This is a genomic window from Paenibacillus sp. Marseille-Q9583, assembly GCF_976954365.1.
In genome coordinates, this window is sequence record NZ_CDRJTB010000051.1 from 1 (window position 1) to 15,243 (window position 15,243).

Consider the following 15,243-nt stretch of genomic DNA (forward strand, 5'->3'; position numbering starts at 1 on the left):
ATAAACCATATTATCGGATTGTGGCTTAGCAAATGAAAGATAGTCACTCACGATTTTTTCAGCCCTCTGTAATTCTAATAGAGATAACTCTACGTACTGTTTCTCCTCCCTTGTGATCGTCTTAGATTTATTCAACAGCTGCAAAAAACCGCTGGTCACTGTAAGCGGGTTTCTGATTTCATGTGATACACTTGCCGCTAGCTCGCTCACGACATTTAATCTTTCAGATTGCATAATTCGGTCGCGATTCTTAATATTAGTAATAATCTTTTCTATTAAGATCATATTGATACACATCACCCCGACATGCGTCGTAAAGGCATTTAAGGTGAGATACCAATATTCCCTATTTAAACTCCCCTGTGTAAAACCTAATATAATTAGGTAAAATCCCATTGTCAGAAAAGAAATTATTGTTGCCGCGATGATGCGACTTTTCGAATCTAGTTTTAAGAACTTTTTACTATATAGAGGAACCAGAATCAGGATTGAAGTGGCGAAAAGAAAGGATTGTAACGTACCCTCTCCACCTACATAGAATCGATAGATATTTAAAAGGATATATAGCGGTAGAACGTTCTTGTATCCACCAAAAAGAGCCACAATGATAAACGGAACATATCTCAAATCAAAAATAAAGCCCATATCGAGTTTAAAAGGTTTGGCTATACAGAGACACATGGTCACTGCCGACAGTAGAACTAGAATCTTACTATTATAAGCAAAAGCACGATTCTCAAAGAAAAGTAGAAAAATTAAGATTGGAAACAATAAAAACAAGAAATTCAAAAGCAAAGTCTCAAACAAGGGATAACTTCCTTTCAGCCTAGTGTTGCATAAAAGACAGCGTACTGGAAAAATACGCTAAAGTAATATTATAAGTAAAGTTCCCCTTATTAACTATGTATTTCTCAACCATTTTTAAAATAATAAAAAAAGGACCCGACGGCGTCCTTGGAGGTAAAGTTACAAGCTGAGTACATCCGAAATTCCATACTCGTATCCGTGTGAGGTTCCGCTTACCAACCGTATAGCCTTTATTTCGATGAAATAAGCACATATATTAGGGACGGACCATATTGCACTTATTCCCTAATAACAAGCCCATTCCGGGTGAATCAGGGCGAATAACGGCGCTGGCTCGTTTACTTTACCGGCGGCACATTGTATTCGATTTCTCGCATACATTTGGCTCGTTTACGTTACCGGTGGCACATTGTATTCGATTTTTCGCATACATTTGGCTCGTATACGTTACCGGCGGCACATTGTATTCGATTTTTCGCATACATTTGGCTCGTTTACGTTATCGGCGGTACATTGTATTCGGTTTTTCGCATACATTTAGCTCGTTACGTTACCGGCGGCACATTGTATTCGGTTTTTTGCATACATTTGTCCGTAAGCTCGAGTAAAACATGCATTTCGGAGGATATAAGGTCCACTCGGTCCATTCTACATCCCAAAGAGGCGTGTGCTTAATAAAAAACAGGGCCCCCCATGGCCAACAGTTGAATCTAGGACCATTCATTGAATTTATTTCACAATTCTCCGCAGTCTCGAAATTTTATTAATTCCATTATTGCAAAAAACATTCAATGGATGTTTTAATGATGCGATGATATTCTTACTCGTAATTTATTTAACGAATCGAATTATGATTATTTTGTCTTTTGTAAACCTCTTATTATGATCGATACAAGCAATATTCCTAAACATCCCCCTGTAATAGGCGAAACCAGAAGAATACCAATTATATTTCTGCTCGAACTAAAAAGTAACTTCATACTGGTTACTGCTATCGCTACAACAGCTACTGATGTCCAGAAAATATTTTTTTGTATCGTTGTAACTGTTGGTATCATTGTTACCGTTTCACGATGGCGATACAACGACCTAACTATGATCCAAGTTACCATGAGTAATCCGAATATGGAAAACGAATGCTGCAATATTTTATAAAGAGTGAAATTATAAATCACTATATCCCTTAATGGGGGAAATTGTTCTACAAAGTAACCATTGAAATGTGTAAAACCATCGATGAACACGTGAGTAAAGAAACCAATAATCACAGATATGATGAACACTACCCAGCCCTTAGAGGTCAATCTCCACTTGCTCAAGGTATTGTACGCTCGTTGATCTATATTATAGTTCGAAGGAAGATGCAATACTAACATCTCCTTAACTATAAAATGGAAAATCAGTGCAATAATCACACATAGGGGAATTGTCTGTAAAAACAATCCTGTTATTGAATGCCCTATACTTTGATGGGGCTCAAGCATAATAAAATATTCAAAATCAGGTGACATACTTCCTAGAATCAAGCCGGTAGCACTAAAGTATTTTGGGTTCACATATTTAAAAGGAAGTGCAAAAATAGGATGAGCAAAAGTGAAAGGCATAACAATCTCCTAGTGTTTATTATTTTTTTTAGCAACAAAGGTTATACAATCTGTTGTCAGTTTTACGAGGTGGCCTTTTCTATCAATTTCATATTCTATTTGTTTTACAGATCGTTGTTTAACTTCCCATCCAGTGTACTGCTGAACTAATAAATCCATCATTCTTTCTGTAGGTATATTCACTTCAAACATCGGGTCTAGTTCTTGTCCATTTTCAAGGTTTACCTCTTGTATGTTCGATCCGATAATAATGCAATTGATTCCATTTCTTTTAGTTCCAATAATCATTTCGTTAAGCTTACTTTCCAGAGCTTTTTCCGAACTTATATGTTCCAAGGCAGATACAGCTAAGATAATGTCATATTCCTCTTGATCGATAATGAAATATTCAATGTCAGATAGTCTTGTTACAATAAATGGTTCGACTCCAAATTTTCGACTATAGCCTTCCAATTTTTCTATGGCCGACTCCAATAAATCAACACAAACTACCTTCCCATTTCTATTTTTCATGGATTCCGCTATGGGGATACTATTCCTGCCAATCCCAGCTCCTAAATCTAATACACTTAAGTATTCTTGATCTCTGTATTCTTCTAATAGATCGATTACCGTCTTTACGGGTTTATGTAGCCAGGAACCTGGCTCGAACAAATTATAACTATCGTAACACAAGTCATGATATCTCTTCTCTTCAGTTCTTATATTCGCTACTCTGTCCATATCACACCTCGAGCTTTCCTTATTACATATTTTCAACTAAGCATTGTACTGCGTTCAAATAAAACCTAAAATACTACATATATAGGATTTTTTTAATATTACACACTATGAACCCCCTATGATAATGAAGGAGATGGTTAACGTAGAGCCTACTCATCTACCACATCATAGCTATATCCACAAGACGGAGCTAGCTATTCAATACATGAAGGAGCATCTTGATGAAGAAGTAACTTCAGAGCAACTCGCTCATCTAGTTGGTTATAGCGCCTATCACTTCACTAGAATATTTAAGAAGGCAACAGGAATTTCACCACGCCAATACTTGTCCGCCTTGCGGATGGAATCTGGTAAACTAGCGCTGCTGAAACAACCTTCGTTGCTAACGAAGATTATGCTCTCGATAGGCTTCCGAAGTGCCGGCTCTTTCCATCATCGGTTCAAGCAATTCGTCGGCCTATCACCTAAGAAGTTTGCAGCCACTTCGTCTGAATTATTCTCCCATATGAATCAATATGAACACACACCCTTAACATCTGATACATTGCCATCCTCACCACAAATGTGCATTCACTGTCAACTAGAGACCCCTCCGGATTTTCGTGGTCTATTATTTGTAGGTTTATTTCCACGCCCCATTCCCGATCAAAAACCCATCGTCGGTACTGCGCTCAATATGCGTAATCGCGAATGCATATTTACTGATATCTCACCTGGTACGTATTACATACTTGCAGCAGGTATTCCATGGAGTCGTAATCCTGTTGACTATTTTAAGTTAGATACATGTTTGCGAGGGAAATTTGATGAACCTGTTGAAGTGAATATTACAACGAAGTTGCACGTACACATCCTTTTAAGAGATCCTCTCCCGTATGATCCACCAATCGTCGTTAATTTACCGCTGTTATTGTTTGAGAAATTTAACCGAAAGCGAGCAAACTAGAAGACTTTACAAGCTGATTAATCACATATACTTAATCAAATCGACAGTAATCTTCCTGATAAGAGGTGACCAGATGAGTCTAGTATCACAAATCGTCGTTAACAGTAATCTAGAATTGGTATGGAAGGCATGGACTGATGCGGATCGTCTATCGGAATGGTTTGCACCAGAAGTATTAATCGAATTGAAGGAAGGCGGGAAATACGAACTTTAATTCGATCCTATCAACAAGCGATCGATGAGTACTGCTGGTTGTAAAATACTTCGGATAGAAGCACCTCATACACTCGTCATTGAATGGAAAGGTCCTGATCCGTTCGCTGAAGTCATGAATAAGCCCGCAAATCTAACACAGATTGAGGTGAAATTGATAGCTCTTTCCGATGGTACACTTGTTACGATATGTCATTCGGGATGGACAGAATCTGAACCGTCACAAACCGCTAGAAGCTGGCATGAGCAGGCTTGGGCACAGATGCTTTCAAGTCTTAAGAGCAAGTTAGAGGCAGGTCAAGGAACATTGTGCTGTCAATAAATGATCCTATCCCTTGTTTGTGCATGTATTCTAACCTATTGGAGGAATAATTGTATGCCTAATATCAGTGTTATTTCTATTAACATAGCAGATATGACTGTTGCCATTGATTTCTATTGTAATAAATTAGGATTCGAAATCTCCACCCAATATGATGATTGCCTTGTTAGCTTGAAGCACGAACCTATCCCGATTGTACTCTGTCAAGTGGAGCTCAATACTCAAGTTCAGTATCCAAGAGAATCGCAAGTTGTAATTGGACTCCAAGTCGAGGACCTAGTCGCTTCTATTCAGCAATATAAGCTGCTTGGTATCAAAGTGCTATACGACGAACCTCGCGAGTGTCCTCCAGGCATCTATAGCGCCATTGTAGATCCGTTTGGCAATGTAATTGAACTGTTGGAATATAGATAATTAGTATAAACCGTTACTTGCATTTTCGAGTAGCGGTTTATACTAATTGCTATGAGACATCGATCAATACATGGGAGCTAGTTCCATCTCCGAACGTGAATTGTGATTTGATACTGCTTCAAAGTAACGATGATTTCACGAAACGGTTCGAAATTCCCAAGGTTAAAGCAAATTAAAGTCGCAATACGGTTGTTAGCTCTTCTTCAATAATTTCGCCGCTGTCACGGAAACCGAAGCTTTCATAGAGCCTTTTAGCGGGCAAGTTATCAGCCTTATAAGAAATCCAGCAATATTGTGCGGGGCCTGCCGGTAAAGTGCGGATAAATTCTAAAATTCTTGTCATGGCTTCTCGGCCGTAGCCCTGATTCTGGTATCGTTTATCAATCATTAGTCGCAAGATACAATAGCTATCATTTACAAAGGAGGGTACTTCATATCCAGTAATACCATAAGTCATCATCACAAAACCAACCGGCTCTTCATCCGCGTAAATCGCAAACGGAAATGGATGACCACCATTGGTTACAAGGACATAACACGAAGCCATGCTTGATAAATTGGACGCTACGAAGCGACGTTGATCGTCTGAAACCTCCAAATTGAAAATAGCACGTCGGTTTTCTAGTGTGATCTTTCTGAGAGTAATCATGCTGGGCTTCTCCCTTCATATCTAAATCATTGAGTTTGGATATTATATCATCATTCTCCATGTTTTGTAGCGATAGTCTGCCCACTAACAAAAAAGGCTACCGTTCAATCGGTAGCCAGGATAAAGTACTTATGTCTTTTATTTTCCTAGAAATCCACCTTCAGACTTAATCACTTGCCCCGTAATCCACTGCGAATCATCACTCGCTAAGAAACTAATGCCTCTAGCTGCATCTTCTGGCAACCCGATTCTTCCCATTGGAAACATAGGTAAAAAATGAGTTTTCATCTCATCCGTTATCCACCCGGAATCCGTAGGACCCGGATCAAAACCATTAACTGTGATATGTAGCGGAGCTAAACCAACTGAAAGAGGTTCAATTAATCCAATTAATGCACCCTTTGTTAATATATAAGCCAGGTTATCAGGGTCAGGCCCTTTAGAAACCATAAAAATAATTCTACCTGGAGTCCCCTTTGAATGATTCTTTTCGAACCTTCTGGCAAACTCAGTACTGAGTAAAACCGTGCCACGATTGTTCACTACATAGTGTTGATCTAACGAAGTGATGCTCAGGTTCTGATAATTCGTGGGCACGCAATAAGCTGCATTGTTAATCAAAATGGAAGCATTTCCTAAAGTTTGTTCTACCTGATCCATAATCTTTATTGAGATTTCAGGATTGGAAAAATCTGCTTCCATGTGACTCGCCCCGACTCCCAAGCTTTTCAGTTCTGCACAAAGTTGCTCCGGCCATTCCTTTTCTCCACCATTCCCTTCCGTTTCATCAAAAGGATGCCAATGCGTAAAGAAAATATCTGCCCCCTGGCTTGCAAGTGAACGGCATATGGCTGTACCGATTCCTGTGGATCTGCTTGCTCCAGTAACGATTGCTATTTTATTTTTCAATGAGTTCATCTATACCATCTCCGATCATAAATTAGAAGGATAGATAGGTAGAGATCCATAGACATAAGCAGATTCAGCATCACTAATCTATAAGGGAGATAGTGTATCGTCTTATTAATTATGTGAATTAGTGTAGGAACAGTTACTGTTCTATCCTTTAACAATAGTAGCTGAAATTCTGCTTCAAACATAGATAAACTTTCCAAAACAATTAATGAATTTACATCGCTTGTAAGTCATCCCTTCAACGTCGTTCCTCTACAAGTTCTAACGCCCTGTTCTTCTCATCAAACTTACTGTTATGTGAGGAGACCTGCGCTCTTGTTGACGCATCCGGCTCGATATACAACTTGGCGCTGTTCACGGCTAACGCTGCATCCGTAAAAGCTCCGGCAATAAGATAAAGCTTGCTGCCGTAATTTGCCGTATCTCCAGCCACGAACACTCCTGGAAGATTGGTTGCCAGCTTCTCGTCCGCATTAAAATTCCAATCCTCTCTCACTAACCCCCAATCTACAATAGGACCTAAATCCCCGCGTAGCCCATGATTAATTAGGACGGCATCCACCGCAAGACGCTCCTGTTCTGTTTCATCCGTCCATTCCCCGTCCGCATTTAATGGAGCTATTGAAACCTCATCAAGACGATTGCCATTCCCATATAAATCCTTAATGGCATATGGCGTAAGAACTTGAACGTTCGATGCCTTCATACGCTTCACATTCCGTTCCATACCACTGAATCGATCCCGCCTGTGCACGAGCGTAACCGATGAAGCGATTCCTACTAGTTCATTAGCCCAATCGACAGCTGAATCACCGCCTCCAGAGATTAGCACTCTTTTACCGCGAAAGCTTGCCACATCCGTAACGTTATAATGGAGATTATTTTTTTCGTAATTTTCCGCTCCAGGCAGGTTAAGCTTAGCAAGCTTTAGCGCACCATGGCCTATGGCCAAAATCAGCGTCCGGCTCCAATGCTGCTCTCCGGTCGCAGATGTTATACGCATCGTGCCATCAACCAATCTCTCCAACCCGGTAATTTGTTGACTCAGTACAATGGTCGGATCAAAAGTTTGAGCTTGCTGGATCATGAGCTTTGTCAGCTGCGCTGCGCGATTCGGGGCCATACCGCCGACATCCCAGACGATCTTCTCCGGATACATTAATGTCCTTCCTCCGAGTTCCTCTCTCGCCTCAATCAGCTTCGTCTTCATGTCGCGCATTCCACTGTAAAAGGCAGCATACAACCCCGCCGGTCCTCCGCCGATTATAGTTACGTCAAAAAGCTCCAATTTCTGTCCCATTCTTTGCCTCCCTCTGTTCTCATCCTCTTGAAAGAAGATCTAAATCTTCTTACGCTTAAACAGCAGATACATGAAAAAAGGAGCTCCAATGCCTGCTGTGAACACGCCTGCCGGAACATCTAGCGGTTGAAAAAGCATTCTTCCTGCCAAATCCGCCAACAGTAGAATGATTGCACCTATTAACGCGGATACCGGGATGATCAGCTTGTAAGAATTTCCAACAAGCATTCGGGCGATATGCGGTGCCATCAATCCGATGAACGATATCGTCCCGGCTACGCCAACTGCAGCACCGGCAAGTGCAACGCTATAAAATAAGAGAATCATCCGGCTTAGCTGAAGCCTGCTTCCAAGCCCGCGAGCGACATCCTCACCTAAGGATTGCACATTTAATTCCTTCGCGAGCAGTAGCGATAAAGGAATGAATACCGCTACCCATGGCCACAGCACTTCAATATAACTCCAATTGGTGCCGTAGATGCTTCCCGTCATCCAATTCAGCACTTGTGCGGCCAAATAAGCCGGCCCGCTAATTAGCAGAAACGTAGTGAGCGCGCCCATTGCCGTAGAAATGCCAATACCGATCAGCACCAGCCGAAACGGCGACACACCTTTTTTCCAAGCAAATACATAATTAATAGTTGTCGCAACCAACGCACCGCCGATGGCAATGAACGGTACCCAGTGGATACTATAGCCGGTCACGAAAGTCATGAAGGCAACCACAGCTACCGATGCCCCTCCGGTTACACCCAGCAGATCGGGCGAAGCGAGAGGATTGCGGATGACGCCCTGTAATAGCGCACCCGCTACAGCCAATGCTGCGCCAATGAGTATAGCAGCCACTATTCGAGGCAAACGGAACTGCATAATGATCAGGTTACTGGCTTCTGCGTTTCGCCCCGTAAGAGAAGCAAGTACCTCTTTTATTGGTACGCTAACTCCCCCAACGGATAAACTAAGGAGTGACAAGGCGGCAACGAGACAAGTTAAACCTAAAAACAACAAGAATGAATGCTTCGCTATACGCGCTTTAAGCATGCTGTTTCCTCCTAGCCACATGGATCAGAAAGGGAACGCCGATAATCGCCGTTGCGACACCAACCGGAACTTCTCTGGATTCCAGAATAAAGCGCGATGCTAAATCCGCAGTCACCAAAAGAATCGCCCCAACTAATGCGGTATAAGGAAGCAGCCATCTAAAATCATGCCCAACGATGTATCTGCATAAGTGAGGGACAATAAGTCCTATGAAAGCAATCGGACCAGCTGCTGCTACCGAGCTTCCCGCCAATAGTACAATTGCCGTAGCAGACAGCACGCGGACCAGCGTTAGACGCTGTCCCAAACTCTTCGCGCTATCGTCTCCAATCGCCATAATATTTAACGAGCCCGAGAGTAATAGTGAGATCGTCATTCCTATTGCCATATAAGGCAGAACCATCAATAAATGCTCCAGATTTCTTCCTTCTACAGAGCCGATCATCCAGAATAGGGCAGATTCCAACGATTGCTTATTAATTAGAATAATGCCGGATGTAATAGAGGAAGCGAAAGCTGCCATACAAGCGCCGGCCAAGGTCAGCTTTACCGGCTCGAAACCGCCTCTTTGCAATCCAAGCGTATAGACGACCACCGATGTTGCTACCGCACCTGCGAAAGCAAGCCAGACCATACCGCTCATCGTTAACGAGGAACCGAATACGAGTAACCCGATGACAATAAATAGCACAGCGCCCGCATTTACACCGAAGACAGAGGGCGAAGCCAGCGGATTTCTTGTCAGAACCTGCATAATTGCCCCGGCTACTGCTAAACTTGCCCCCACCAGTGCCGCAATCAGGGTTCGGGGAACACGAACCTTCGTCAGAATAAGATGTTCGTTGGAACCGTTGAATTGACTGTAAGCCAGCCATAGATCTTTCAAGCTGAATTGATGAAGACCATACAATACACTGCATAACATACTAATTAGAAACAAAATTGCACCGACAACTAGGCCGGCGAGCTTTCGCTTGCTTAGGAAAGAACCATTCACGTCTGCACCGAGCCTCCTATTCATTGGCAGTCTTAACAACTAAACTGCCGGAATCGTCAACAAGCTGACGCGAATACAGCGCCAGCTTGTTGATTCGATCCGCCTTTATTATTTCACATCAAAGTATTTAACGAGTTCGTCCAGCAACAGATTGGCTGCTTCATATCCGCCTGCCGAGTTCCAGATCGCTTCATCGACTTGAATCACCTTGTTGTTCTTTGAAACGCTCAAATTTTGGAACAACGGATCTTTTTTCCATTCCTCCACGACCTTCGATGCATCGTCCTTGCCCGGAGTCTCTGACACGAAATAGAAGAGCACATCACCATCCATGCTAGGAATTGTCTCTTTGGTCATAACTTCGATAAAGGAGTCTTTATCCTGCGACTCAGGCCGTGCAATTCCTAATTGGCTCAAGAGCACGCCGGAGAACGTTTGCTTCTGATAAATACGCACTTGTTTCGCGGAGAAGCGCACCACCGACACTTTCGTGTCTGCTTTGCTGTCGAGGTTCGCCTTGACTTCCGCAACTCGTTTATCGAAGTCCGCCATCGCCTGCGCTCCTTCTTCCTGCTTGTTTAAAGCTTCGGAGTAGAGCTTGAAATTAATCTTCCAATCTCCTGCCAGGTCATCGGAGAATATCGTCGGAGCTATCTGCTTTAATTGGTCGTAGATTTTCTCTTGTCTGACCTTATTACCGATAATCAGATCCGGCTTGAGGCTCGCGATCAATTCAATATTCGGCTGAAGCTCGTCTCCTACAACCGTAACGCCTTCCATGTCTTTCTTGATATGGTCGTACCAAGGGTCACCAATCCAAGACTGAACGGCTCCGACCGGTTTGATGCCCAGTGCCAAAAGTGCCTCTGTTCCTTCATTGGTCAATATGACAACACGTTCAGGGGCGCCGGTAAGCGTTTCTTCCCCCATCGCATGCTTAATCACTCTTGTGTCATTACTTACATCCGTCGACGGACTCGCAGCTGGACTTGCGGAAGTTGCAACATTATTAGTAGAAGTGCTGTTGCTTGTCGGTGTGACATTCGTTCCCCCTGTCGAGCATGCGCTCAAAAAGAGAACGAAACAAAATAATAAGGTTGCTGCCATTGTTGTTCTTGACTTACGATACATCGGTATTTCCCCTTCTCTTTTATATTGATAATGATTCTCAAACTCATTACCAATATAACGTTGCTGCCTTCTAGCAACAATGGGAGATCTGAACACGAAGGATGGATTATTTCGACGCTGCTCCTGTTGCAACGCTGCTTCTTTAAAGCTGGTGGGAGAAACACCCTCGTATTTCTTGAAGATACGGCTGAAATAATAGCTGTCGGTATAGCCTACACTCTCGGCGATTTCCTTCAGCGTGAAATCTGTGGATAGAAGCAACTGCTTCGCTTTGCTCATCCGCAATTGAATCAAATAATCGATCGGGCTCGTTCTCACTTGCTTCTTAAAGGCGTGTAGTAGCTGTCTGGAGCTGCAACTAAGATGTTCAAGCAGCGTCTCAAGCGTTATCGGCTCCCGATAGCGTTCATGAATATAACGAACCGCTTGGGCCACCAAGTCAGGCTTAACGGCTATGATATTCTGGCGTTCCATCTGCTCTAGAATTTCATAAACCATTTGATAAAATATTGCTTTAACTTGAAGCTTATTGAGAAGATCTGAACGATGCCACTCCTTGCTCATGGAGGTGACATGATGGAAAACGGAAATCGGATAATGGGGCTTAAATACATATTGCATTTGAAACGGATTGTGCTTCTCCATCAGCTTGATCGTTTCTTGACGGGATGGTAGTGCTAGTACCGCTTTATACAAAATAATATAGTATTCCAGCAGCTCATCTGCCGTAATATCAAGGTAGAGACCCTTGCCACCATGGAGCAAGGAAAAGCGGCTGACGCGGTGTGCTATGCCGTCCAGTTGGAGATGTGCGCTACCTCTAGTCACATATAAGAAGACGCTTGAGGGCATTCTGTACGCGTACAGCTCCTCGCCTTGTTCCATTCTTGTATGTCGTATATCTATGATCTTGATGAATGCCTGATTCCATAGCAAAGCTTGATCATTCAATGTCACTGTCTTGCGCTCCCCCTTCTCTATCACTCCATGTTGAGAGATTTATACCCCCATCATATATGATAATGATTATCATTTACAATGATATTCGCAGAACTATTTTCCAGCAGTGTTACTGACAATGGAACGTAAAAAAGACGAGCAACCGTTGATGGTTTGCTCGTCTTTTCTATCAAATTTAATAAATGTTTTATTTCCTCCCCATAGCTGATGTGTGTTGAAGGATTTTCGACACACATTCATCTAAGGAAAACTTGTCTGTCTCTACGATCACATCCGGGCTAACGGGCTCCTCATATGGAGAATCAATACCCGTAAAATGCTTGATTTGTCCGGCTCTTGCTTGTTTATATAGACCTTTCGGATCTCTCTTCTCACATACTTCCAAAGGGCATTGCACATAAACTTCCTTGTAGGAGTCCCCTATGAGAGAACGGACCTTATCACGTGTGGAGCGGTATGGAGAGATCGAGGCAACGATCACATTCAGGTTCGCATCAAGCAGAATCTTACCTATCTCACCAATTCTTCTACCAACTTCCAATCGATCCTCTTCGCTAAATTGAAGATCCTGATTAATACCTCTCCTCAATGTATCACCATCCAGAATGTAGCAATTCTCAATGTGATTTTTCAGTTCCTCTGCAAGCGTAGATTTACCTGAACCCGATAGTCCAGTTAGCCATATCATTTGATTCATAGATACGTACCTCTTCCTGCTAGATTCTATTGTTAAAAATACCTTGTATAGTTATTCTAGCTTAAACACAATTTCAGTACCTGTCCCATCCTTCTTTAAGGGTGAACTAAATTCCCTGAACTCTAATTTAATACCGGAGATATCGTCGGGGAGTGGCGGAGATACTACGTAGTTATAAGCTGCATGCCCTGATGAACTTCCGCCATTCGTCATTCTACTGTCATACGCTTCTCCTATATACAGCTCAAAATGGTTAAGTTTATTGGCATATAATTCAGAGGTAATATCCCAATCTATACTAAGCGTGATAACACTTGCATTACTGTATTGTCGTATAGAGGTCAGTGTATAAAAAAATCAATCCTTACGTTGTTTTATCAATGCATAAATCTGCTCATCGATATCTATAATTTGTTGATCATAATGCTCAGTTGGGCGTATAAATGGCATCCACTTCATCTTTAAACCTCCTCATTGCAATTCTTTGAATTCATATGCTCATTAGACTAGCGTTACTTCGACAATTTATTTTATACATTTAAACACGAGAAAATGTGGGATTCTCATCCTTCTCTTATACTCTTTTTCACTATTAAAAAACTGGGGATCTGGCTTACATTCTCTAATATCCTCTATCTTAAATTCAATATTTTTCAGGAACAGGTACGCTGCGGTATAGCCGAACTTTTATTGATCTTCGTATTCCTTTAATGACGCAGAACGTTAATTTCTTTGATTGCAGGTTTAATTCCTTGGGAGAGTTGATTGCTCGTCACAATCACTATACCAAACAGAAACGGTGTTTTCTATTTTTGTAAGCCCTCCTATTCTATGATCTTCGATACCAATTCCACCTAGGATTTACGCTTATTTTCGCTCTGCGAGGTTTGAGTTATCAAGATCAGAGGTCTTGGCACTTAAAAAATGATCGGCAGATGATTCTTTTCCCGAAATTGACGGGTGACCTCGTAACTATCCAGCTCAGCCAGCATAATATCCAAAATGGCCAAATCTATCGATTGCGATTGAATAGCATGAATAGCTGGTTTTCCATGTTAATTAATAGATTGTACTAAAGACGAACCCTCATATTCATGATTCTCTTTAGAAATGATTGAACTTGTGAGCGCAAACTTTAGTTCAATCTATATAGCTTTAAAAAGCAGCTCACAGGGAAGCTGCTTCAGTTTTATTGTTTCCTATTCGTTTAAATAGATTGTCACCTTGTTCTGGATAAGCTTGGCAACTTCCTCTGCGGACTTTTGTCCACTGAAGAAGAATACGGAATCTTCGGATATCATGCGCATTACTTTACCATCCGCGTCCTCGTATCGATACGTGCCATTAACTAAATGTTTGAATTGCGTAAATTCTTCATCCGATACCTTGGCCTTTTTGCCGTCCAAGAGCTTGTATGTTCCGCTTTTAACTTGTTCCTGAATCTCGTTCAGTTTTTTATCGTCCACAGATGCTAGCAGGGAGAAACCTTCTCTCTCTTGCAGCGATTGTGCCTCGTCAGATAATAGGAAGGAAATGAACTTCCACGCTTCGTCCTTCACCGGAGAATTGGCCCGTATCGCAATTTGGGATAAAGGAAATATCCGCGTTCCTTCTGATTTCCCTATATGCGGCTGTTGCAGCAGTACCGGATTTTCAAAGTGTGAATATAAGCCGCCGATATAGTCTACCGACGTTAAATTGACGTGAGAAAACAACTGATTGTCCGTTTCCGCTAGCTCCTCAGTCATGACTTTTTCATCAAACATTGTTTTGATATTCTGCATCAGTTCCACGAATTCGGGGGAGTCGAACTTTGCCTTTTTCGCCGTGAGGTCGACGAACTCCGCGTAATTGTCCGCGACCATGTTCGTGAGAATGCTATCCGCCGGGTAATAAGCCAAGCCATAAAACTGTTTCTTGCCACCCTTCTCTGCCTGTTGAATGAGCTGCTTCGAGATATCCTCAAAGGTATTCCAGTTCCAGCTCTTGTCGTCAATCTTCACAGTGGAGTTCTTAATCACGTTCCCGTCTCCTGCGAATAAACTCATCCCGAATCCGAGAGGCATGGCATACATACCGCCATTCATCTTCAATAGTTCCAATACGTTCATTTTCAAATCGCTTTTATTCAACGTTTTGTCTTGTTCCATGGAGTCATCCATGTTCAGGAGAAGCTTTTTGCTCACGAAATCATCGATAGGCATGCGGCCGGTTATTTCGAAGATATCCGGACCCTTTCCTGATAGCAGCGCTGTATTCGTCGTTTTTGTGTATTTTTCATAATCATCTGTAGTCTGAATTTGAAGATCAATGTCCGGATACTTTTCTTCAAACTTTTTCTCTGCTGTCTTAAGAAATTCGCTCGGTTGTTGGATAGACAAAGTAACGACTGTTTTGCCCTCTTTAATTACCTGTTTCTCCTTACTTGCCAATTCCTCACTACCTCCAGAACCGCATGCAGTCGTTGTCGTTATTAAAATACCAACACATATCATCCCTAGCCACTTTTTCATCGTATAAATTC

Annotated in this window: 13 protein-coding genes and 1 pseudogene; 3 read left to right on the forward strand and 11 right to left on the reverse strand. The window is 42.2% G+C overall.

What is annotated here, in order from left to right:
* The 3 genes from ACWNM1_RS20840 to ACWNM1_RS20850 all read right to left on the reverse strand — a co-directional run.
* The coding region (locus ACWNM1_RS20840; protein ID WP_449602493.1) for a histidine kinase dimerization/phospho-acceptor domain-containing protein at positions 1-807 on the reverse strand (807 nt) is incomplete at its 3' end.
* Between the two features lie 854 nt (positions 808-1,661).
* Complete coding sequence (locus tag ACWNM1_RS20845; RefSeq protein WP_449602494.1) at positions 1,662-2,411, reverse strand: DUF4184 family protein; 750 nt, start codon at positions 2,409-2,411, stop codon at positions 1,662-1,664.
* A gap of 9 nt (positions 2,412-2,420) precedes the next feature.
* Entirely contained in the window at positions 2,421-3,134 is a 714-nt protein-coding gene (locus tag ACWNM1_RS20850) for a class I SAM-dependent methyltransferase (RefSeq protein WP_449602495.1), read from the reverse strand.
* Between the two features lie 124 nt (positions 3,135-3,258).
* On the opposite strand from ACWNM1_RS20850, the gene ACWNM1_RS20855 reads away from it, so the two are divergent.
* From ACWNM1_RS20855 to ACWNM1_RS20865, 3 genes and pseudogenes are all read left to right on the forward strand, one after another.
* On the forward strand, positions 3,259-4,080 hold the full coding sequence (locus ACWNM1_RS20855; protein ID WP_449602496.1) for a helix-turn-helix domain-containing protein: 822 nt from the start codon (positions 3,259-3,261) through the stop codon (positions 4,078-4,080).
* Between the two features lie 73 nt (positions 4,081-4,153).
* Positions 4,154-4,615: pseudogene (locus tag ACWNM1_RS20860) on the forward strand (SRPBCC family protein).
* A gap of 54 nt (positions 4,616-4,669) precedes the next feature.
* Complete coding sequence (locus tag ACWNM1_RS20865; RefSeq protein ID WP_449602497.1) at positions 4,670-5,029, forward strand: VOC family protein; 360 nt, start codon at positions 4,670-4,672, stop codon at positions 5,027-5,029.
* Between the two features lie 172 nt (positions 5,030-5,201).
* Here the strand turns inward: ACWNM1_RS20865 and ACWNM1_RS20870 are convergent, their stop codons facing one another.
* From ACWNM1_RS20870 to ACWNM1_RS20905, 8 genes are all read right to left on the reverse strand, one after another.
* Positions 5,202-5,678, reverse strand: a complete 477-nt coding sequence (locus tag ACWNM1_RS20870) for a GNAT family N-acetyltransferase (RefSeq protein ID WP_094874754.1) — start codon at positions 5,676-5,678, stop codon at positions 5,202-5,204.
* Between the two features lie 138 nt (positions 5,679-5,816).
* The gene (locus ACWNM1_RS20875; protein ID WP_449602498.1) at positions 5,817-6,596 is read right to left on the reverse strand and encodes an SDR family oxidoreductase; all 780 of its coding nucleotides are present in this window, start codon (positions 6,594-6,596) and stop codon (positions 5,817-5,819) included.
* Positions 6,597-6,831: 235 nt separating this feature from the next.
* A complete protein-coding gene (locus ACWNM1_RS20880; RefSeq protein ID WP_449602499.1) occupies positions 6,832-7,893 on the reverse strand; it encodes an NAD(P)/FAD-dependent oxidoreductase in 1,062 nt (353 codons plus the stop codon).
* A gap of 39 nt (positions 7,894-7,932) precedes the next feature.
* A complete protein-coding gene (locus ACWNM1_RS20885; RefSeq protein ID WP_449602500.1) occupies positions 7,933-8,934 on the reverse strand; it encodes a FecCD family ABC transporter permease in 1,002 nt (333 codons plus the stop codon).
* The gene (locus tag ACWNM1_RS20890) at positions 8,927-9,955 is read right to left on the reverse strand and encodes a FecCD family ABC transporter permease (protein WP_449602501.1); all 1,029 of its coding nucleotides are present in this window, start codon (positions 9,953-9,955) and stop codon (positions 8,927-8,929) included. The genes ACWNM1_RS20885 and ACWNM1_RS20890 overlap by 8 nt, the downstream gene beginning before the upstream one ends.
* 84 nt (positions 9,956-10,039) lie before the next feature.
* The gene (locus ACWNM1_RS20895) at positions 10,040-12,019 is read right to left on the reverse strand and encodes an ABC transporter substrate-binding protein (protein WP_449602502.1); all 1,980 of its coding nucleotides are present in this window, start codon (positions 12,017-12,019) and stop codon (positions 10,040-10,042) included.
* A gap of 190 nt (positions 12,020-12,209) precedes the next feature.
* Entirely contained in the window at positions 12,210-12,749 is a 540-nt protein-coding gene (gene cysC, locus ACWNM1_RS20900; RefSeq protein ID WP_449602533.1) for an adenylyl-sulfate kinase, read from the reverse strand.
* A gap of 1,169 nt (positions 12,750-13,918) precedes the next feature.
* A complete protein-coding gene (locus tag ACWNM1_RS20905) occupies positions 13,919-15,232 on the reverse strand; it encodes an ABC transporter substrate-binding protein (RefSeq protein WP_449602503.1) in 1,314 nt (437 codons plus the stop codon).
* Positions 15,233-15,243: the final 11 nt, after the last annotated feature.

Excerpts from the sequence above, each read along its gene's own strand:
- ACWNM1_RS20875 (WP_449602498.1), bottom strand. The coding sequence starts at position 6,596 with ATGAACTCATTGAAAAATAAAATAGCAATCGTTACTGGAGCAAGCAGA.
- ACWNM1_RS20845 (WP_449602494.1), bottom strand. The coding sequence starts at position 2,411 with ATGCCTTTCACTTTTGCTCATCCTATTTTTGCACTTCCTTTTAAATAT.
- ACWNM1_RS20880 (WP_449602499.1), bottom strand. The coding sequence starts at position 7,893 with ATGGGACAGAAATTGGAGCTTTTTGACGTAACTATAATCGGCGGAGGA.
- ACWNM1_RS20855 (WP_449602496.1), top strand. The coding sequence starts at position 3,259 with ATGAAGGAGATGGTTAACGTAGAGCCTACTCATCTACCACATCATAGC.
- ACWNM1_RS20870 (WP_094874754.1), bottom strand. The coding sequence starts at position 5,678 with ATGATTACTCTCAGAAAGATCACACTAGAAAACCGACGTGCTATTTTC.
- ACWNM1_RS20890 (WP_449602501.1), bottom strand. The coding sequence starts at position 9,955 with ATGAATAGGAGGCTCGGTGCAGACGTGAATGGTTCTTTCCTAAGCAAG.
- ACWNM1_RS20850 (WP_449602495.1), bottom strand. The coding sequence starts at position 3,134 with ATGGACAGAGTAGCGAATATAAGAACTGAAGAGAAGAGATATCATGAC.
- ACWNM1_RS20885 (WP_449602500.1), bottom strand. The coding sequence starts at position 8,934 with ATGCTTAAAGCGCGTATAGCGAAGCATTCATTCTTGTTGTTTTTAGGT.
- ACWNM1_RS20905 (WP_449602503.1), bottom strand. The coding sequence starts at position 15,232 with ATGAAAAAGTGGCTAGGGATGATATGTGTTGGTATTTTAATAACGACA.
- ACWNM1_RS20865 (WP_449602497.1), top strand. The coding sequence starts at position 4,670 with ATGCCTAATATCAGTGTTATTTCTATTAACATAGCAGATATGACTGTT.